This window comes from Pelagibacterium limicola (assembly GCF_015694405.1).
GTDB classification, from domain to species: Bacteria; Pseudomonadota; Alphaproteobacteria; order Rhizobiales; family Devosiaceae; genus Pelagibacterium; species Pelagibacterium limicola.
The window spans coordinates 127786-148295 of record NZ_JADQDB010000010.1; the positions used below are offsets into that span (position 1 = coordinate 127786).

The 20510-nt window shown below is 61.8% G+C and carries 18 protein-coding genes; 14 read left to right on the forward strand and 4 right to left on the reverse strand.

The window, feature by feature from the left end; genetic code table 11:
- Nucleotide 1: 1 nt before the first annotated feature.
- The gene (locus I2G20_RS15970; RefSeq protein ID WP_196260734.1) at nt 2–649 is read right to left on the reverse strand and encodes a DUF1028 domain-containing protein; all 648 of its coding nucleotides are present in this window, start codon (nt 647–649) and stop codon (nt 2–4) included.
- 177 nt (nt 650–826) lie between these two features.
- Between I2G20_RS15970 and I2G20_RS15975 the strand changes: the two genes are divergently transcribed.
- From I2G20_RS15975 to I2G20_RS16000, 6 genes are all read left to right on the forward strand, one after another.
- Entirely contained in the window at nt 827–2380 is a 1554-nt protein-coding gene (locus tag I2G20_RS15975) for an ABC transporter substrate-binding protein (protein ID WP_196260735.1), read from the forward strand.
- A gap of 74 nt (nt 2381–2454) precedes the next feature.
- Nucleotides 2455–3402, forward strand: coding sequence for an ABC transporter permease (locus I2G20_RS15980; protein ID WP_196260736.1), 948 nt, complete (start codon nt 2455–2457; stop codon nt 3400–3402).
- The gene (locus I2G20_RS15985) at nt 3399–5189 is read left to right on the forward strand and encodes a dipeptide/oligopeptide/nickel ABC transporter permease/ATP-binding protein (protein ID WP_196260737.1); all 1791 of its coding nucleotides are present in this window, start codon (nt 3399–3401) and stop codon (nt 5187–5189) included. The genes I2G20_RS15980 and I2G20_RS15985 overlap by 4 nt, the downstream gene beginning before the upstream one ends.
- On the forward strand, nt 5186–5995 hold the full coding sequence (locus tag I2G20_RS15990; protein ID WP_196260738.1) for an ATP-binding cassette domain-containing protein: 810 nt from the start codon (nt 5186–5188) through the stop codon (nt 5993–5995). The genes I2G20_RS15985 and I2G20_RS15990 overlap by 4 nt, the downstream gene beginning before the upstream one ends.
- Entirely contained in the window at nt 5992–6798 is an 807-nt protein-coding gene (locus tag I2G20_RS15995) for a FadR/GntR family transcriptional regulator (RefSeq protein WP_196260739.1), read from the forward strand. Before I2G20_RS15990 ends, I2G20_RS15995 begins: the two co-directional genes overlap by 4 nt.
- On the forward strand, nt 6795–7835 hold the full coding sequence (locus I2G20_RS16000) for an osmoprotectant NAGGN system M42 family peptidase (RefSeq protein ID WP_196260740.1): 1041 nt from the start codon (nt 6795–6797) through the stop codon (nt 7833–7835). The genes I2G20_RS15995 and I2G20_RS16000 overlap by 4 nt, the downstream gene beginning before the upstream one ends.
- Here I2G20_RS16000 and I2G20_RS16005 read toward each other — a convergent pair.
- Entirely contained in the window at nt 7832–8284 is a 453-nt protein-coding gene (locus I2G20_RS16005) for an Lrp/AsnC ligand binding domain-containing protein (protein WP_196260741.1), read from the reverse strand. The genes I2G20_RS16000 and I2G20_RS16005 overlap by 4 nt on opposite strands.
- A gap of 142 nt (nt 8285–8426) precedes the next feature.
- Between I2G20_RS16005 and I2G20_RS16010 the strand changes: the two genes are divergently transcribed.
- Genes I2G20_RS16010 through I2G20_RS16045 form a run of 8 tightly spaced genes read left to right on the forward strand, consistent with a single transcriptional unit; the run spans nt 8427 to nt 17884 of the window.
- On the forward strand, nt 8427–9656 hold the full coding sequence (locus I2G20_RS16010) for a thiamine pyrophosphate-dependent enzyme (RefSeq protein WP_196260742.1): 1230 nt from the start codon (nt 8427–8429) through the stop codon (nt 9654–9656).
- A 2-nt stretch (nt 9657–9658) separates the two neighbouring features.
- The gene (locus I2G20_RS16015; protein ID WP_196260743.1) at nt 9659–10678 is read left to right on the forward strand and encodes an alpha-ketoacid dehydrogenase subunit beta; all 1020 of its coding nucleotides are present in this window, start codon (nt 9659–9661) and stop codon (nt 10676–10678) included.
- Entirely contained in the window at nt 10675–11952 is a 1278-nt protein-coding gene (locus I2G20_RS16020) for a dihydrolipoamide acetyltransferase family protein (RefSeq protein WP_196260744.1), read from the forward strand. Before I2G20_RS16015 ends, I2G20_RS16020 begins: the two co-directional genes overlap by 4 nt.
- An 11-nt stretch (nt 11953–11963) precedes the next feature.
- Nucleotides 11964–13115 (forward strand): isovaleryl-CoA dehydrogenase, encoded by a 1152-nt coding sequence (locus tag I2G20_RS16025; protein ID WP_281389749.1) that lies wholly within the window; start codon nt 11964–11966, stop codon nt 13113–13115.
- Entirely contained in the window at nt 13112–14728 is a 1617-nt protein-coding gene (locus I2G20_RS16030) for a carboxyl transferase domain-containing protein (RefSeq protein ID WP_196260745.1), read from the forward strand. The genes I2G20_RS16025 and I2G20_RS16030 overlap by 4 nt, the downstream gene beginning before the upstream one ends.
- Nucleotides 14729–14730: 2 nt before the next feature.
- Nucleotides 14731–16596, forward strand: coding sequence for an acetyl-CoA carboxylase biotin carboxylase subunit (locus I2G20_RS16035; RefSeq protein WP_196260746.1), 1866 nt, complete (start codon nt 14731–14733; stop codon nt 16594–16596).
- Between the two features lie 2 nt (nt 16597–16598).
- Nucleotides 16599–17051, forward strand: coding sequence for a MaoC family dehydratase (locus I2G20_RS16040; RefSeq protein WP_196260747.1), 453 nt, complete (start codon nt 16599–16601; stop codon nt 17049–17051).
- Nucleotides 17048–17884, forward strand: a complete 837-nt coding sequence (locus I2G20_RS16045; protein ID WP_196260748.1) for an HpcH/HpaI aldolase/citrate lyase family protein — start codon at nt 17048–17050, stop codon at nt 17882–17884. Before I2G20_RS16040 ends, I2G20_RS16045 begins: the two co-directional genes overlap by 4 nt.
- A gap of 38 nt (nt 17885–17922) precedes the next feature.
- On the opposite strand, the gene I2G20_RS16050 is transcribed toward I2G20_RS16045, so the two are convergent.
- Both I2G20_RS16050 and I2G20_RS16055 read right to left on the reverse strand, forming a co-directional pair.
- The gene (locus tag I2G20_RS16050; protein WP_196260749.1) at nt 17923–19464 is read right to left on the reverse strand and encodes a UxaA family hydrolase; all 1542 of its coding nucleotides are present in this window, start codon (nt 19462–19464) and stop codon (nt 17923–17925) included.
- Between the two features lie 6 nt (nt 19465–19470).
- Nucleotides 19471–20496: an aldo/keto reductase gene (locus I2G20_RS16055; protein ID WP_196260750.1), complete on the reverse strand. Its 1026-nt coding sequence runs from the start codon at nt 20494–20496 to the stop codon at nt 19471–19473.
- Nucleotides 20497–20510 lie beyond the last annotated feature (14 nt).

Genomic DNA, 20510 nt, shown 5'->3' on the forward strand with positions numbered 1-20510 from the left:
GTCAGACAGGGCGTCTGGGCAGCCCTTTGTAGAACCCGCTATAGTCGGGTCGGTCGACTTCAACGAAAAGATCGCGCAGCGCCGCGATAGGGTCGGGGGCGAAATCGATCCGCATGTCATAGTGGGGGTAGGGCTGGTCCAGATAGGTCAGGATTGCCCCCGAGCGCACGCCGCGTGCATCGCCCCCCTTGCCTGCACCGGCCTCAAGCGCCGCAAAAAGCCGGCGCTCAAGGGGAGCCTCTCCGGCTGCTTGGTAGGCCCCGAGCATCGCATCGAGCACCGACAGATCGGCCAGCAGATTGCCGGCCACGGCCACACCCTGTTCGAGGCGCATCCCTGAATGCGGCGTCAGCGCGCCACCTGACCATCCCGCCGTGTTGCCGTTTCTGTCGATTGCGATCACCTGGCGTCTGTCGCGCCCGGTATCTGCACCCGTCAGCGCCGCAATCACCGCTTCCGCCTCTGTGCCGCCCGCCAGCGCCGCAAGCCCGTCGATCCCATAAAGCGGGTTGGTGTAGCCTTGCGTTGCAATTGCCCCGACCCCGGCTGCCGCATGGGGAACAAGCGAACCGACAACAGGCCCTCCCGTTGCTGTGGCCACTCCGAAGGCGCCGGTTTCAGCGTCGCGGGCGACGATGGAAAAGGTCATGAGCCAACTCGTCCTCTTGTACGATATTTATAGCGATAAATATCTTGCGCTGTCTATTTATACTGATAAATTATTTCAAGGCATGGCGTCCCGCAAGGCATCGCCATGGCCAACGGACCGGGGTTCCCGCTTCTTTATGGACGAGGTCAGGAAACTCCGCGAAAGGAGAGGACTGTCATGAAAAGCCTATTGAGAGGGGTGGCGTTTGCCGTGCTGTTGGCTGCGTCCCCAGCGGTGGCGCAAACCCCGCCCAATGTTCTGGTGGTCGGCCAGATCGCCGAGCCGCAATCGCTCGACCCCCATGTCGTGACTGCGGCTAACGATTTCCGTATTCTGGTCAATGTCTTTGAAGGCCTCGTTCGCTTTGGCGACGGCACGCTCGAGATCGAACCCGCGCTGGCGACCGACTGGACGATTTCCGACGACGGTCTCGTCTATACCTTCAATCTGCGCGAAGGCGTCACCTTTCACGACGGCACCCCGTTCAACGCCGAGGCGGTGAAGTTCAATTTCGACCGCATGCTCGATGAGAACCACCCCTATTACCACACGGGCCCATTCCCGCTTTCCTTCTTCTTTGGGGAAATTGCCGAAACCACGGTGCTCGACGACTATACCGTCCAATTCACCCTGAGCCTGCCCTTCGCCCCGTTCATGAGCAATCTGGCCGGCACGACGGGCGTGATCGTTTCGCCTGCAGCTGTCGCCGAACATGACGAGAATTTCGGTCGCAATCCGGTCGGCACCGGCCCTTTCAAATTCGAGGAATGGCAATCGAACGCGCGCGTCGTCGTCTCCCGCAACGACGATTACTGGGGCGAGCCCGCCGGGGTCGAGGCGGTCGTCTTCCGCCCGATCACCGATGCCAACACGCGGGTGGCCGAAATGCTTTCGGGCGGCATCGACGTGATGGTCGAGGTTCCCCCCGACAATGTAGCGATGTTCGACACTGATCCCGGCTTTCTCGTCCACGATGCCGTCGGTCCCCACGTCTGGTACGTGATGCTCAACATGCGCGAGGGTCCATTTACCGATGTGCGTATCCGGCAGGCAGCCAATTACGCGGTCAACAAGGACACGCTCGTCAATGACGTGCTCCAAGGCACGGCCGACGTTTCCGCCGGCCCCATCCCTCCCGCCTTCAACTGGGCCTATAACGAAGACGTTGGCCCCTATCCCTACGATCCAGACCGCGCGCGCGAACTGATCGCAGAGGCCGGCATCGAGGACCTTTCGGTGACCTTCTACGTGACGGAGGGTGGCTCGGGCATGCTCGACCCGATCCCGATGGGCACCGCCATCCAGGCCGACCTCGAAGCGGTGGGCTTTGATGTCGCCATCCAGACCTATGAATGGAACACCTTCCTCGCCAACGTGAATCCGGGGCTAGAAGGGAAGGCCGACATGGCCCAGATGGCATGGATGACCTCCGATCCCGATACGCTCCCCTTCCTCACCCTACGCACCGCCGCGTGGCCCGAGGACGGAGGGTTCAATTCGAGCTATTATTCCAATGTCGATGTGGACGAGATGCTCGACCAAGCCCGTATGGAGACCGATTTCGACGTCCGCGCCCAGCTTTACAAGGACGTTCACCAGGTCGTCCATGACGACGCACCGTGGATTTTCGTCGCCAATTGGAAGCAGAACGCGGTGACCACCGCCGATGTCGAAGGCTTCGCGTTGCAACCCAATTTCAGCCTCATCCTCTCGGGTGTGACAAAGAACTGACGCGGCGTGGGGAGGGTCTTCATAGGATCCCTCCCCATGCTCCCTAGTAGCGCTTCGGCAAGGAGCCAAGACGAATGGGCGGCTATATCGTCAAACGGCTGATCTATGCGGTGCCCGTGATTGTCGGGCTCTCGGTCATCGTCTTCGGCATCATGGCGCTGATCCCCGGCGATCCCGCCCAGGCCATCCTCGGCGCCTATGCCACCCCCGAAAACGTTGCCCGCATCAACCGCGATCTCGGCCTCGACCGCCCGCTCCATGAGCAATATTTCATATGGGCGGGCAACCTCCTGCAGGGGGATTTCGGACGCTCGTTCATCCTCAACCGCCCGGTCCTCGATGAAATCCTCGAACGCTTCTCAGCGACCATCGTCCTGGCGGGGGCCGCGCTGGTGCTCTGTTCTGTTTTGGGCATCCTCGCCGGCGTCGTTTCCGCCGTCCGCCAGTTCGGCTGGACCGACCGCGTGGTCACCCTGTTTGTGCTTATCGGCATTTCCACCCCTGCCTTCTGGCTCGGCCTGCTCTTTATCCTGATCTTTGCCGTGCACTGGCGCGTCCTGCCGGCCTCTGGAATGTATGCGGTCTACGGCGGGGGCGATCTGCCCGATCTTCTGAGGCACCTGATCCTGCCCGCAGTGACGCTCGCCATCGTCGCAACCGGGGTCATCGCACGCCTGACGCGCGCGGCAATGCTCGAGGTGCTCCGTCAGGACTTCGTGCGCACGGCCCGTGCCAAGGGGCTCCCTGAGCGGGCCGTTATCTATCGCCACGCCTTCAAGGCGGCGCTCGTCTCGATCATTCCCGTCATCGGGGTGCAGGCCGGGTTCGTGATGGGCGGCGCGGTCTATATCGAGACCGTGTTTCAGTGGCCCGGAATCGGCGCCATGCTCGTCAACGCCATTTCCACCCGCGACATTCTTCTGGTGCAGGGCGGCGTGCTGGTCATCGCCGTCACCTACGTCCTCATCAACCTCCTTGCCGACGTCGTCCAGGCCGTTCTCGACCCAAGGCTCAAGTCATGACCCAGGCCCTCGCGACCACGCCTCAGACCGTTTCGACCGCTCGGCTCTCGAGTTGGTCGCTTCTGCTCAACAACCGGCTCGCCGCCGCCGGGCTCCTCGTTCTCGCTGTCATCGGCCTTATCGCCCTTCTCGCGCCTTGGTTGCCGATACCCAATCCGAACGCGACCCTGCCAGCCAATCGCCTGCAACCCGTGCTGAGCGAAGGCCACCTGCTCGGCACCGACCATCTGGGCCGCGATATCCTCGCCCGGCTCATCTGGGGCACGCGTGTATCGATCGCGGTTGGCCTGTCGGCCACCGCCATTGCCGCGCTCATCGGTTCGGTCATCGGCCTAGTTTCGGGATATGCGCGCGGCGTAACCGACAACATTCTGATGCGCGGCATCGATATGCTGATGGCGTTCCCCTATATCCTTCTGGCGCTGGCCATTGTCGCTGTCCTGGGGCCGGGACTTTTGAACGCGCTTTATGCCATTGCCATCGTCAACATCCCTTTCTTTGCCCGCAATGTGCGCGGGGTGACCGTGGGGCTCGCCAGCCGCGAATTCGTCGATGCCGCAAGGCTTTCAGGCAAATCGCACGCAGCGATCCTTTTTACCGAAGTCCTGCCCAACGTCCTGCCGGTCATCGTCATCACCATGTCGACGACGGTGGGCTGGATGATCCTCGAAACCGCTGGCCTCTCTTTCCTAGGACTAGGCGCCCAGCCCCCACAATCCGATCTGGGATCGATGCTCGGGGAAGGCAGGCGGCTTCTCTTTAACGCTCCTCACGTTTCGATCATCCCCGGATTGATGATCTTTGCGCTGGTGATGAGCATCAACCTCCTTGGCGATGGCGTGCGCGACGTGCTCGACCCCCGCCTCCGCGCCGGCGACCTCACCCGCCCCCAGGCCGTAACCCGCTTCGACCGGCGCACCCAGCCGCCACAACCCTCTGGAGCCCGCGATATCCTCGAAGTCGAAAGCCTCGAAACAAGCTTTCAACGCGGCCGCGCGACGGTCCCGGCCGTCAGGAACATTTCCTTTACGCTGGGCAAGGGCGAATGCTTCGGCCTGATCGGGGAGTCTGGATCGGGCAAGTCGGTCACCGCGCTGTCGCTCCTGGGCCTCGTTGCTTCCCCGCCGGGCATCATTACCGGCGGGACGGTGAGGATCGAGGGCGAAGACGTTTTCTCCCGCTCCGAAACGGGCATCCGCGCGCTACGTGGCGCCAAGGTCGCCTATGTCTTCCAGGACCCTCTTACGACCCTCCACCCGCTCTACCGCGTCGGCGAGCAGATCGCCGAAGCTATTCTCGCACACAAAAGGATCGGCAAGACCGAAGCCCGGGCCCGCGCGATCGCCCTTATGGAGAAGGTCGGCATCCGCGACGCGAACGAGCGAGTCGATGCTTTCCCCCACGAGATGTCGGGCGGCCAGCGCCAGCGCATCGGCATTGCCATGGCGCTGGCCAATGATCCAGACATCATAATCGCTGACGAACCGACAACCGCCCTCGACGTCACCGTGCAGGCGAAAATCCTCGATCTCCTGCAGGATTTACGCCGCGAGCGCGGACTGGCACTCCTGCTCATCACCCACGATTTCGGGGTGGTGGCGCAGATGTGCGACCGTGTTGCGGTGATGAAGGACGGCGAAATCGTTGAATGCGGCAGGACTGCCGACGTACTCAGGGCCCCGAGGCACGAATACACGAGAAAACTCATCGCCTGCGTGCCCGAACTCGGTCAGGGCAAGGCTTTCCTCGAAAGCGTGCGACCCCTTTTTGCCGAGGTCAAGCCATGAGTGACGCCATCGTCGTTACGAACCTCAGAAAAACTTTCGGCGGCAGGCGAAATATCCTGGGCAGTGCAAGCCATAGTGTCCATGCGGTCAAAGGCGTCTCGTTCGCGCTCCGACAGGGCGAAACCCTGGCCATTGTTGGAGAAAGCGGATCGGGCAAATCGACCATCGCCCGCATGCTGGTCGGGCTCGAGACCCCTAGCTCTGGAACAATGGAAATCGACGGGCAGGACGCCGCCACCCTGCGCGCCAGAGGCAGCAAGGCCTTCGGCCGGACAATCCAGTATGTCTTCCAGGATCCCGTCGCTTCGCTCAACCCGCGCAAGACCATCGACAAAATCCTTGATGTACCGCTACGCCTGCTGCGCAATTACGACGGGAGCACGCGTGCCGCCCGCAAACGTGAACTGCTCGACGCTGTAAAAATGCCCAAGGATACGCTCGAACGCTATCCGCACGAATTTTCAGGTGGCCAGGCCCAGCGCATTGCCATCGCCCGCGCGCTGGCCGCGGAAGCAAAAATCATGGTGCTCGACGAGCCGGTTTCGGCGCTCGACGTTTCGGTGCAGGCACAGGTGCTGCTCCTGCTCGACGAACTCAAGTCCCGGTTCGGGCTGTCTTATCTCTTCATCAGCCACGACCTTGCCGTGGTCGAGTCCGTCTCGGACCGCGTGGCGGTGATGTATCTGGGGGAAATGGTGGAACTCGATACCGCCGCCAACCTGTTCGCAGCACCTCGTCACGACTATACAAGAGAGCTGATCGCCAGCGCGCCCAGGCTGAACGCCGCCTCGCTCCAGGACCCATGACACAGACCATTTCGCCCACGCCTCCCATCCGCCGCAAGCGCACAGACGAAATCGTCGATGCGATCAAGCGCACCATTATCGAGCATGGATTGCAGCCGGGTGATCGCCTGCCTCAGGAACGCGAACTGATGGAACAGTTCGCCGCCTCCAAGGGGACAATCCGCGAGGCCTTGAAGGCGCTCGAAGTGCAAGGCCTGATCGGGATTCGCACGGGTCCAGGCGGTGGCGCATTCATCGAGACCATGTCCGAGCAGCGCGCCATGAGCCTGCTCTCCAACTACCTCTTTGCCAAGGCGCTGAGCATTTCCGACATCTATGCATTGCGGAAAGTGCTCGAACCTCTTGTCGCCGTCAGCGCCATGCGTAGCATCGACGAGCGGGGGTACCAGCGCCTTAACGATATCATCGCCATCTACGATCACGAACCGGCCGACGCCCGGGAGCGCTGGGACCAGCGCATGGCTGAACTCGATTTCCATGCCGTTGTCGCCGAATATTCCGACAATGCGCTTCTCGCCTTCATCTGCCGCTTCCTCCAGAGGCTGCTCAAGGATCTCGCCATTTGCCGCGATATCTATATCCAGCCCAAGCCCGTCGCACGGCAGGAGGGCATCCAATACCAGCGTCAGTTGATCGCCGCGATGCGTAGCGGCGACGCCGAAACGGTACATGCCATCATGGCCCGGCACATGGCCTACGCCGAACAGGCTATGCTGGGACTGCAGGCCGAGTTGACGGGCGATTTCATCCACGACCCCGTGGCACGCGGGCGCGGTGAAAAACGCAGGAAGATCGCGCCGTGATCGATCTCGATTATCTCAAATCAACCCTCAAAACTCTCGTCGAAACTCCATCCCCGGTCGGGATGACCGAACAAGCGGTGGCCAAGTCCGCCCATTGGCTCAACGCGATGGGATTTGAGACCGCTTATACCCGCCGAGGCGTGCTGCACACGCAAATCGGAACAGGTTCCCCTAAACGCGCGCTCGCCGCCCACCTCGATACCTTGGGCGCCATGGTCACCGGCCGGCGTGACAATGGCCGCCCGACGCTGCGCAACACGGGTACATGGGCCGCCCGCTTTGCCGAAGGCGCGCGCTGCACGGTCCTTACCGATACCGGCACGATCCGCGGCACCATACTCCCCTTGAAGGCATCCGGGCACCTCTTTAACACCGAGGTCGATACCCAGCCTAGCGACTGGGACAATCTCGAAATCCGGCTCGATTCCGATGCAGAAGGGCAACAAGCGGTCCGGATCGGCGACATCGTTGCCATCGATGCGCAGCCCGAATTCCTCGACAACGGCTTCATCGTCTCGCGTCATCTCGACGACAAGGCCGGGGTTGCCTGCCTCCTGACGGCGCTCAAGCACTTCGCCGACAGCGGAAAAAGCCCCCGGATTCCAGCCCAGATCATGTTCACGATTTCCGAAGAGGTCGGGATCGGCGGCACGCACGGATTCGGCCAGGACGTCCAGGAACTGCTAGCAATTGACAACGGCGTAACCGGTCCCGGGCAGGCGACGCGCGACGATGCGGCAACCGTCGCCTTCCGTGATCGCACCGGCCCGTTCGATCTGCCCATCGCGCGGCATCTGGTCAAGCTCTGCGAGGAGAACGATATCCCCCACGTCCGCGACACCTTCCGCTCCTATCGCTCCGACAGCGCCGCCGCAATCGAAGCGGGCTGGGATATTCGCACCGGCCTCGCCTGTTTCTCACTCGATTCCTCGCACGGCTGGGAGCGGACCCACATCGCTTCGTTGTCTGCCCTCACCCGGCTCATTGTCGCCTATATCGAAAGCGATCTCGTACCCCTGCCGGGCACACGATCCTAAACGGGTAGCTGCGTCGTCAGCTTGATGCACTTGAGTGCAAAGTGCGAATTGATCGCGATGACGCCGGGCAGATGCAGGAGCTTGCGTTTGAGCAGTCGCTCATATTCATCGATCGAGCGTACCACGGCCCGGACAACATAGTCCGTCTCCCCGCTCATCGAATAGCATTCGATGACTTCAGGATATTCCGCGACCTGGCGCTCGAAGGCCTCAAGCGTTTCCTCGTCGTGCTGCCTCAATCTGATATTGGCGAAAACGGTAATGGCCAATCCGAGTTTTTCGGGGTCGAGAATGGCGACGCGCTTGCGGATAACGCCGTCCGCTTCGAGCTTTTTCAGACGGCGCCAGAACGGGGTGTGCGAAAGCCCGATGGCATCCGCCATCTCGGCAATCGATACGCTGGCGTCGGCCTGGATGGCCGCGAGGATTTTGCGGTCAGTCTCGTCCACCAGATTGTTCCTATTTTCTGCTTAATATGAGGACAAAGATACTCCGTTTTCCGTTTTCCGACAAGCATGAGGTTAATTATTTTCGCAATTATAGATGTATAATTCAAGTTGCTGGGACGGCGCAATCTGGGAGGAGAGCAGCATGTCGAATAGGCCGCCGCTTAGCCTATATATACCCGAACCGCCGGCGCGCGCCGGCGAGAGGGCGGATTTCTCATTCCTAGATATCCCCCCGCCAGGTGAGACGCGTCGGCCCGACATCACCGAGCCCGAAGCCGGAATGCGCGATCTCCCCTACGGCCTCGTCCGCGTGCTCGACGAAGAACACAATGCGGTAGGGGCCTGGGACCCTCGCCTTCCGCCCGACGTTCTAAGGCGGGGTTTGCGGGCCATGCTTTTGACCCGGCTCTTCGATGAGCGCATGTTCAGCGCCCACCGTCAGGGCAAGACGAGCTTCTATATGCGCTCACTGGGCGAGGAAGCCATCGGCGCGGCCCAAGCCCTCGTCATGGGCCGCGAGGACATGTGCTTCCCGACCTACAGGATGCTCGCCTGGCTGATGGCGCGCGATTATCCGCTGCTCGATCTTTGCAATCAGATTTATTCAAACGAACGCGACCCGCTGCGTGGGCGGCAACTGCCGATCCTCTATTCGGCCCGTGACTACGGCTTTTATTCGCTTTCGGGCAATGTCGGCTCTCGTTTCGGCCATGCCGTGGGCTGGGCGATGGCCTCGGCCTTCAAGGGCGACGACAAGATTGCCATCGGCCATGTCGGCGAGGGCACGACCGCCGAGGGCGATTTTCATGAGGCGCTGACCTTCGCCTCCGTCTACCACGCCCCGGTGATTCTCTGCGTCACCAACAACCAGTGGGCGATTTCGAGCTTTTCCGGCTTCGCAGGTGGAAACGAAACGACCTTTGCCGCCAAGGCAATCGCCTATGGCATTCCCGGGCTGCGGGTCGATGGTAATGACTTCCTCGCCGTTTACGCCACCACCGAGTGGGCCGCAGAACGCGCCCGCACAAATAACGGCCCGACGCTGATCGAACTCTACACCTATCGCGCCGCCGGCCATTCGACCAGCGACGACCCCACGCGCTATCGCCCCGACGATGAGGCGGCGCAATGGCCTCTGGGCGATCCGCTTGAACGCTTGAAGGCTCACCTCATAGCGCTCAAGGAATGGTCCGAGGAACAGCACCAAGCGCAGGTTGCGGAACTGGCTGAGGCGATCAAGGCGGCCTCAAAGCAGGCTGAGGGCGTGGGGACGCTCGGCCAGTCCAAGCCAAATGTGCGCGAAATGTTCGAGGACGTGTTCAAGGAACCCGACTGGCGCATCCTCGAGCAGCGCCGCGAGATGGGGGTCTGACCATGCCGCGCATGAACATGATCCAGGCGCTCAATTCTGCCCTCGACATCAAGCTCGCCACCGATCCCGACACGCTGATCTTCGGCGAGGATGTCGGTTATTTCGGCGGCGTCTTCCGGGTCACCGAAGGCCTTCAGCAAAAGCACGGACTGACCCGCTGTTTTGATGCGCCGATCTCCGAGGGTGGGATAGTGGCCACGGCCATCGGCATGGGGGCCTATGGCCTGCGTCCGATCATCGAGATCCAGTTTGCCGATTATATCCTACCCGCCTACGACCAGCTCGTCTCGGAGGCAGCCCGGCTGCGGTATCGCTCGAATGGAGAGTTCTGGTGCCCGATTACGGTGCGCTCGCCCTACGGCGGCGGCATATTCGGAGGGCAGACGCACTCGCAGAGCCCTGAGGCGATCTTTGCCCATGTGACCGGGCTAAAGACCATTATCCCGTCCAACCCCTACGATGCCAAGGGCCTGCTGCTCGCCGCGATCGAGGAGGACGACCCCGTGATCTTCCTCGAGCCCAAGCGCATCTATAACGGCCCGTTCGACGGTCACTACGATAAGCCGCTCAAGACCTGGGCCGAGCATCCGGCGGGCGAAGTTCCCGTAGGGCATTACACGGTTCCGCTCGGTTCGGCGGCTATCGTGCGTCCCGGCACGGAGGTGACGGTACTTGCCTATGGCACAATGGTGCATGTTTCTGTCGCCGCGATCAAGGAAACCGGGATCGATGCCGAGCTTGTCGACCTGCGCTCGATTGTACCGCTCGACATCGATACGATTGTCGCGTCGGTCAAAAAGACCGGGCGCTGCGTTATCGTCCATGAAGCCTCGCGCTATGGCGGCTTCGGCGCGGAATTGTCCGCGCTGATCCAGGAGCGGTGCTTCTATCACCTGCGCGCGCCCATCGAACGCGTTTGCGGGTGGGACACACCTTATCCGCACGCCTTCGAGTGGGACTATTTCCCCGGACCGGCACGCGTGGGCAAGGCGCTCAGGCATTGCGCGGAGGCTCTGGCATGAAGACCTTTTCATTCCGGCTGCCCGATATCGGAGAAGGGGTCGCCGAAGCCGAGATTACCGGCTGGCACGTCAGACCCGGCGATACGGTCGAGGAAGACCAGTCGCTGGTCGATGTCATGACCGATAAGGCAACGATCGACATGACCTCACCGGTTTCGGGCAAGGTTCTGGCCATGCATGGGGCGCCAGGTGACAAGGTCGCGGTGGGTTCGGTCCTCGTCGAGTTGGAGATTGAAGGCGAAGCTGACGACCGTGCTGGCCCCGCCGACGCCGCCCCGGGACGTGTTCCCGGGGTCGAGAGCGACACGTACGCAAGCTCCGCCGATGAAACTCGAGGCGCGGGGGACTCCGGAGCCAAACCCGACAATGACATTGGAGGGGGAGAACCTGTCCGCGAAAACATCCTCGTCCTTGCCTCGCCAGCGACCCGCCGCCGCGCCGAGGATCTCGGTATCGATCTAGCGGATGTGGTGGGTACCGGCCCGGATGGTCGGATCACCGATGCCGACGTCGACGCTCATCTTAAGGAGCGTGCCCCACCCCCCATCGCGCGCGAACGGCATGGGGTACGCGAGGTGCGCGTCATCGGCCTGCGCCGGCGCATAGCCGAGAAAATGGAAACCGCCGCCCGCCGCATTCCCCATTTCTCCTATGTCGAGGATTGCGACATGACGGCGCTCGAAGGCCTGCGCCGGGAGATCAACGCGTCACGCCGGGGCGCACAGCCCAAGCTCACTCTCCTGCCGTTCTTCATGCGGGCGCTCGCGCAGCTTCTGCCTGAATTCCCCCAGATCAACGCCCGTTACGACGACGAGGCCGGTGTACTGCACGAGCATGAAGCCATCCATATCGGCATCGCCACCCAGACGGCCGACGGCCTGATGGTACCGGTGGTGCGCCATGCGGAAGCGCTCGACATCTGGGATTGTGCCCGCGAGATGAGCCGCGTCACCAATGCCGCGCGCGAAGGGGCAGCATCCCGTGAGGAGCTTTCGGGATCGACGATCACACTTACAAGCCTCGGCGCGCTGGGGGGCGTTGCCGCGACCCCGATCATCAATCACCCCGAAGTCGCAATCATAGGGCCCAACAAATTGATGGGGCGCCCCGTGGTCATCAACAATCACGTGACGATCCGCACCATGATGAATCTCTCGTCCTCGTTCGACCACCGGATTGTCGATGGCTATGACGCTGCCAAATTCATCCGGCGCTTCAAGCGTCTTCTGGAAAATCCGGCGCTGATCTTCATTGAACCGCGGACGTGGATTTGAGGAGGAAAGAGATGATGACGCTCAATTTTTCCCTCGGCGAAATGGCCGACGCCATCCGCGAAACCACCGCCGATTTTGCCGCCGCGCGCATTGCTCCGCGCGCCGCGGAAATCGATGAGACGAACACGTTTCCACTCGATCTGTGGCCCGAAATGGGTGAACTCGGACTTCATGGCATCACCGTCGAGGAAGAGTTCGGCGGGCTGGGGCTCGGCTATCTCGAGCATTGCGTGGCGATGGAAGAGGTCAGCCGCGCCTCGGCCTCTGTGGGACTGTCCTATGGCGCGCATTCGAACCTCGCCGTCAACCAGATCAGGCGCTGGGGCACCGAGGAACAGAAGCGCAAATATCTCCCCAAGCTCATTTCCGGTGAACATCTGGGGGCGCTGGCCATGTCAGAAGCTGGATCGGGATCCGACGTCGTTTCCATGCGCCTGCGTGCCGAGAAGGCCGACAGTCATTACCTTCTTAATGGAACCAAGTTCTGGATCACCAACGCGCCCAGCGCCGATGTGCTCGTCGTCTACGCGAAAACCGATCCAACGGCCGGCCCCAATGGCATAACCGCCTTCATCATCGAAAAGGAATTCGAGGGCTTTTCCGTTTCCCCAAAGCTCGACAAGATGGGTATGCGCGGCTCGGACACGGCCGAGCTGGTGTTCAAGGACTGCAAGGTGCCCGAGGAGAACGTCATGGGCACTGAGGGAGAGGGGGTGAAAATCCTCATGTCGGGGCTCGACTACGAACGTGTCGTCCTCGCTGCCGGACCGCTGGGTATAATGCAGGCATGCCTCGATGCGGTGCTGCCTTATGTCCGCGACCGAAAGCAGTTTGGTCGCCCCATCGGGGACTTCCAGCTCATGCAGGCAAAAATCGCCGACATGTATGTGGCCCTCAATTCCGCCCGCGCCTATGTCTACGCGGTCGCCCAGGCCTGCGACTCAGGCTCAACCACGCGCTTCGATGCCGCGGGTGCCATCCTCCTTGCCTCGGAAAATGCAGTGAAGGTTTCCCTCGAAGCCGTGCAGGCGCTGGGCGGAGCCGGCTACACCAAGGAATGGCCGGTCGAACGCTACGTCCGCGACGCAAAACTCTACGATATCGGCGCGGGCACCAACGAGATCAGGCGATTCCTCATCGGGCGGGAGTTGATTGGGGGATGACCGCACCTATCCTTCCTACGTCAGTCAACCGCGCCGCCCCCGGCTTCATCGCCAATGCGGAAAAGAATCGCGCCTTGGCCGAGGACCTCCGGCAACGGGTTGCGCAAGTTGCTCTTGGCGGCCCCGAACGCTCTCGCGAACGCCATGTCGCGCGCGGCAAGATGCTTCCCCGTGAGCGCGTCGAACGTCTGCTCGATCCAGGCTCGCCCTTCCTCGAAATCGGGCAACTGGCTGCTTATGGGCAATATGGCAATGAAGCGCCGGCGGCGGGCGTGATCGCCGGCATAGGCCGCGTCTCGGGCCGGACGGTGATGATCGTTGCCAACGATCCGACCGTCAAAGGCGGCGCCTATTTCCCGCTCACGGTCAAAAAACATCTTCGCGCGCTGGAGATCGCGCTCGAAAACCGCCTGCCCTGCATCTATCTCGTCGACTCCGGCGGCGCGAACCTGCCCTACCAGGCCGACGTCTTCCCCGACCGCGACCATTTTGGCCGTATCTTTTTCAATCAGGCGCAAATGTCCGCCAGCGGTATTCCACAGATTGCCTGCGTGATGGGGGCGTGCACCGCAGGCGGCGCGTACGTTCCGGCAATGTCGGACGAGACCGTCATCGTGCGCAACCAGGGGACCATCTTTCTTGCTGGACCGCCGCTCGTCAAAGCCGCGACAGGGGAAGTCATCTCGGCCGAGGAGCTGGGCGGGGCCGAAACGCATGGCAAGCGGTCGGGTGTTGTCGATCATATCACCGACAACGATGCGCACGCCTTGACCATTGTTCGCGACATCGTCTCAACGCTCAAGCCGGACCTTGTGCCTCCGATGACGCTGGAGGATATCGACCCGCCCCTGGCGACCACCGACGATATTCCGGGTCTCATCCCAACCGATGTCCGCGCTCCCTATGAGGTACGCGAAGTGATCGCGCGACTGGTCGATGGGTCGCGCTTCCACGAATTCAAGGCCGGCTACGGCGCAACGCTCGTCTGCGGGTTTGCCGAGATCTGGGGTACCCGCGTCGCTATCCTCGCCAATAACGGTGTCCTCTTTTCAGAGAGCGCTTTAAAGGGCGCCCATTTCATCGAACTGGCCTGCCAGCGCGGAATACCCCTGCTGTTCCTCCAGAACATTTCCGGGTTCATGGTCGGGGGTAAATATGAGGCCGGTGGCATCGCCAAGGATGGTGCCAAACTCGTTACCGCCGTTGCCACTGCAAACGTTCCCAAGATCACCGTCATCATCGGCGGCAGTTTCGGCGCTGGCAATTACGGCATGTGCGGGCGGGCCTATTCCCCGCGCTTTCTCTTCACATGGCCCAACGCGCGCATTTCGGTGATGGGCGGCGAGCAGGCCGCTTCGGTGCTGGCCACGGTCCGCCGGGACGCAATGGAAGCGAAGGGAGAAAGCTGGAGCAAGCAAGACGAGGAAGCGTTCAAGGAGCCAATTCGCGCCCGTTATGAGGAGGAGGGAAGTCCGTATTACGCCACGTCGCGATTGTGGGACGACGGCATCGTAGACCCGCTTCAGACCCGCGATGTCCTGGGCCTTGCCCTTCGCGTCACGCTCAACGCACCCATTCCCGAGCGGGCGCAGTTCGGGATCTTCAGGATGTAACGATGTTTAAGTCCCTTCTCATTGCAAACAGAGGCGAGATTGCCTGCCGCGTCATACGGACGGCGCGCCGGATGGGATTGCGGACGATTGCAGTTTATTCCGATGCCGATGCAGGCGCCCTGCACGTTACGATGGCCGACGAGGCCGTTCATATAGGCCCGTCGCCCGCGATCGAAAGCTATCTCGCGAACAAAAGCATCATTGATGCGGCACTGGACACTGAGGCCGAGGCGATTCATCCGGGTTTCGGGTTCCTCTCGGAAAATGCCGATTTCGCACAAGCGGTCATCGATGCAGGTATCGTCTGGGTCGGGCCCGATCCCGCTTCCATTCGCGCGATGGGCCTCAAGGACGCCGCCAAGAAGTTGATGGCCGAGGCCGGCGTGCCGGTCACCCCGGGCTATCTGGGCGAGGATCAATCGGCCGCGCGGCTTTACGAGGAGGCGAGCAGGATCGGTTATCCGGTGCTCATCAAGGCCGTGGCGGGCGGGGGTGGAAAGGGGATGCGCCGCGTCGAGCGGGTGGAGGATTTCGAAGCTGCGCTCGAAGGCTGCCGGCGCGAAGCTGCCGCTGCGTTCGGTGATCCTCGCGTTCTGGTGGAAAAATACGTCTCGCGCCCGCGCCACATCGAGGTTCAGGTGTTTGGCGACCGGCACGGCAACATCGTCCATCTCTTTGAGCGCGACTGCTCGGTCCAGCGCCGCCACCAGAAGGTGATCGAGGAAGCCCCAGCGCCCGGCATGGACGCGGCAACGCGCGCGGAAATCTGCGCTGCCGCTATCCGGGCGGCCAGAGCGGTGGACTATGTGGGCGCGGGAACCATCGAGTTCATCGCCGATGCCCGGGACGGCCTGCGCGCCGACCGCATCTGGTTCATGGAGATGAATACCCGCCTCCAGGTTGAGCACCCCGTCACCGAAGAAATCACCGGCATCGATCTCGTCGAATGGCAATTGCGCGTCGCCGCAGGCGAAAAACTGCCTAAGGCACAGGACGAGATTTCCATCAGCGGCTGGGCAATGGAGGCGCGACTTTATGCGGAAGACTCGGGGCGGGATTTCTTGCCCTCCACCGGCCGTCTGGAACATTTCGCTATGCCCGCCGAATTGCGTATCGAAACCGGTGTGCGCGAGGGAGATACGGTGACGCCATTTTACGATCCCATGATCGCAAAACTGGTCGCGCACGGGCCGACGCGTGACGTTGCAATCTCAAGGCTGCGCGCAGGTTGTGCAAAAGCATCGGTCTATCCCGTGCGCACGAATGCCGGGTTTCTCGTTCGTGTGCTCGATAATCCGCTTTTCCGTGCGGGCGAGGCCGATACGGAACTCATCGCCCAGGCGGGGCCAATGCTCGCCAAGCCCTCCGAACCCTCGGATGCCGCCCGGGCCGCCGCCGCAACCGCCATGCTGCCGGAGGCAAGCGACGCCTGGACGGCGCTTACGGGGTTCCGTTTGAACGCCCCTCCGGTGCGGGAGATTTTCATGCGTTTAGGCGATGAGGTGGTAAAAGGGTCGGTTCAGAACCCTCCTACAAATTCGCCCTCCCCTGCCCCTGTCCGGCAGGGCGACGGCGTCATTGTCACCGAAAACGGTGAGACATGGTTTTTCAGGCCGAACCGCATCGATGCAACTCATACCGGCGCAGCAGGAGATGGTGCTATTGCCGCTCCAATCCCCGGCAGGATTATTGTGCTGTCCGTTGAAGAGGGCCAGACCGTCGAGCGAGGCCAGCCCCTGCTGGTGCTTGAAGCGATGAAGATGGAATATACCCTAACGGCCCCCTTTGGTGGCCGGGTTGCGCTCGATACAGTGCCCGGGGCGCAGGTCGAGGAGGGGGCGATCCTCGTGCGGATCCAAGGAGACTAGTCATGACGGGACGGTGGTTCGAGGATTGGGGCGTTGGGGACGCGATCGTTCATCCCATCCACCGCACGGTGACCGAGACGGATAACCTGCTGATCTCGACCCTTACCCACAACCCCCAGCCATTGCATCTCGATGCCGAATATGCCGCGAAATCCGATTTCGGCAGGATCCTGGTCAATGGCACATTTACCTTTGCGCTGATGGTCGGGCTTTCGGTCGAAGAGACGACACTTGGCACGCTGATTGCCAACCTCGGTTATGACAAGGTACGGATGCCCAAACCTGTGTTCATCGGCGATACCTTGAACGTGGAAACCGAAGTGGTCGAGCTGCGCGTTTCCGAAAGCCGCCCCGGTGCCGGGATCGTGACCTTTGCCCATCGGGCGAAAAACCAGCATGGCGATGTGGTTTGCGAGTGCCTGCGCACCGCACTTGTCCGGCGGCGCGAACAATGAAGCTCCGCTCGCTACTCTTCGTGCCGGGAGACAGGACCGACCGCATGCACAAGGCGGTGACGAGCGGCGCCGATGCCGTGATCCTTGATCTCGAGGATTCGGTCGTTCCCGAGCGAAAACCTTGGGCGCGGAAAGATGTCGCGACGTTCCTGGGCGAAACCAGGCGCGAAATACCGCTCTTCGTGCGGATCAACCCATTTGGTTCGCCCTACCTGCGGGACGATATAGCCGCGCTGGCTGCCGCCAAACCGGACGGTTTGGTCCTGCCAAAGGCGGAAGGCGCGGCCTCTATTATGGAACTCATGACCATGCTGGGATTGGCAGATGTCAAAATTCTGCCCATCGCTACCGAGACTCCCAAATCCATCTTTGCAATCGGCACGTTCGACGCCGTAGCCACGCGCCTGCTGGGCCTTGCATGGGGCGCCGAAGATCTTTCTTCTGCCGTGGGTGCTGCAACGACCCGCGAGGCCGACGGACGCTTTACCCCGCCCTACGAAACGGTCCGAAACCTCGCGCTCTTTGCTGCCCATGCCGCCGGGGTACCAGCAATCGACACGGTTTATACCAACATCACCGACTCGGAAGGGCTCGCAGCCTATGCCGCGCGCGGTCGCCGCGACGGCTTTTCGGGGATGATGGCGATTCACCCCTCGCAGGTGCCGGTCATAAACGCGGCCTTCACGCCCAGCCCGGACGAAATCGCCAAGGCCCGCGCAATCGTTAGGGCTTTCGATGCCGACCCGGGGGCTGGCGTCCTCCAGATCGACGGCCAGATGGTCGACCTGCCCCACCTCAAGGCAGCTCTGGCGCTTCTTGCCAGAACGGAATAGAACCTGCGTCGCTCCTTATCCGCGGCACCGGGGCTTGGCTACATCACCGCGCCGACCTGCCAGGGGGCAAATTCGCTGTCGCCATAGCCGAGCAGTTCCGATTTGGTACGCTTGCCCGACGCGACAGCCAGTATTTCCTCGAATATCTCGCGGCCCTTTTCCTGAAGGCTTACACCCTCGAGAACATCGCCGCAGTTGATATCCATGTCGTCGGCCATGCGGCGATAAAGGTCGGAATTGGTTGCAAGCTTGATCGAAGGGACCGGCTTGCACCCAAAGGCCGAGCCGCGGCCTGTCGTAAAGCACAGCACATTGGCGCCGCCCGCAACCTGTCCGGTAGCCGACACCGGATCGAATCCGGGAGTATCCATGAACACAAAGCCGCGTACGGTGACCGGCTCGGCATATTCGTAGACCGCATTGAGCGGGGTCGTTCCGCCTTTCGCGGCAGCGCCGAGAGATTTTTCGAGGATGGTCGTCAACCCCCCTGCCTTGTTGCCCGGAGAAGGATTGTTGTTCATCTCCCCGCCATTGCGGGCGCAATAATCCTCCCACCAATGGATGCGCTCGATGAGCTTTTCGCCCACCGCGCGCGAGACCGCCCTGCGGGTGAGAAGATGCTCGGCGCCGTAGATTTCGGACGTTTCCGAAAGGATCGCAGTGCCGCCGTTTCTCACCAGAATATCGGCGGCCACGCCCAGGGCGGGATTGGCCGTGATGCCCGAATAGCCGTCCGAACCGCCGCATTGCAGCGCCAGGACGAGTTCGGATGCGGGAATCGTTTCGCGCTGGGCACGCGCCGCGATCGGCAGCATCGCCCGGATACGCTCAAGGCCCTGCTCGATGGCCTTGCGCGTGCCACCTTCGCCCTGAATGGTGAAGCTCTGGAAGGTATCGTCCTCGGTAATGCCGTAGGTCTGCTTCATGCGCCCGATCTGGAACACCTCACAACCCAGGCCCACGAGCAAGGCGGCTCCGAGGTTCGGATTGGCGGCATACCCCCATTGCGTCCGCGAAAGGATATCAAACCCTTCCCCCTGGCCGGACATTCCGCACCCCGTTCCGTGAACGAACGGGACCACGCCGTCGATGCTCGGATAGTCGTCAAGCATCCCGGACCGGTTGACGGCATCGGCGATGTAGCGGGCAACGGTCGCCGAGCAGTTCACCGAAGTGAGGATGCCGATATAGTTTCGCGTCCCCACCTTGCCGTTCGCACGCCGGAAACCCTCGAATGTCGCCCGGTCGCTTTGAGGTACGAAATCGACCGGGCTGATACCGGCACCGAATTCATAAGCGCGCTCGAAAGCACCGCTTTCCGCCCCCATGCCGCAATTGTGCTCATGCACCCATTCCCCGGGGGAAATCGGCTTGGTCGCAAAGCCGATGATCTGCCCGAACTTGCGCACCGCCTCGCCCTCCGCGATAGCCGCGATGGCCAGCTTGTGCCCCTTGGGAATGCGTTGGGAGGTGGCTATATCACCATCCAGACGGATGCCCGCCGCCAGATTGTCGAGCGCGACCGCGACGTTGTCGGCGGAATTGAGGACAAGGACGGGCGAAGGCTTGAGATCACTCATTGTCGATCACGATCGGTTGCCGGTGGCGGTGGGAAGGGGAGCCCGAGCATCGATAACGGCCTCGTCGACCAGGGCCTGCCAGAACGCGGCGGGAATGGTTTCATCGAGATAGCCCAATGTCTGTTCCACATTTTGCGGACGGGTCATACCGAATACCACCGACGCGATAACGGGATGGCCAAAGGAGAATTGGGCCGCAGCGGCAGGCATCGTGACACCGAACGCGCCACAGATCCGTTCAACTGCCTGGACCTTCTCGATCACGTGCTGCGGCACCGTGTCATAGTCATAGGTGGCTCCGGATACGCCCTTGGCCAGAACGCCGGAGTTGAAGACCCCGACGTTGACGATCCCGACGCCTTTTTCTTCCGCCTTGGGAAAACAGTCAGCGAGGGCCGGCTGCTCGATCAAGGTATAGCGGCCCGCCAGCATGACGAGATCAAGATCGGTTTCGGCCATGAAGTCGGCTGCAACATCGGATTCATTGACGCCGATGCCGATGGCCTTGACGAAGCCCTGGCTGCGCAGCTCGTCGAGCGCCCGGTATGCGCCCTCGATGGCGGAGCGGAAGTGCCGGTCGAAATCGGCTCCCAGATTGCGCCGGTCGATATCGTGGATATAGACGACGTCGATATCGGCGAGCCCGAGCCTTGCGTGCGATTGTTCGAGCGAGCGCATGGTCGCATCATAGGAATAATCGAGCACCGGCATCAGGTCGAGCGGGGCGACCCACATCCCGCGGTCGTAGGTTCGGCCACGAGGGGGAACGAAATAACGGCCGACCTTGGTCGAGAGCACATAGTCGGTCCGCGGTTTCTCCCGCAGAAAGTGTCCCATGCGCAGTTCGCTCAGGCCGAACCCATAGAGCGGGGAAGTATCGAAGTAGCGCAAGCCGCCATCCCATGCCGCAGCAAGCGCGCGCTCGGCTTCCGCCTCGCTAAGCGCGCGCGACAGGTTGCCGAGCCCCGAGCCGCCGAAACCGAGGCGGGGAAGATCGAGCCTGCCAGCGACCGATGAACGATCAATTCTCATGATGCTATTCCTGT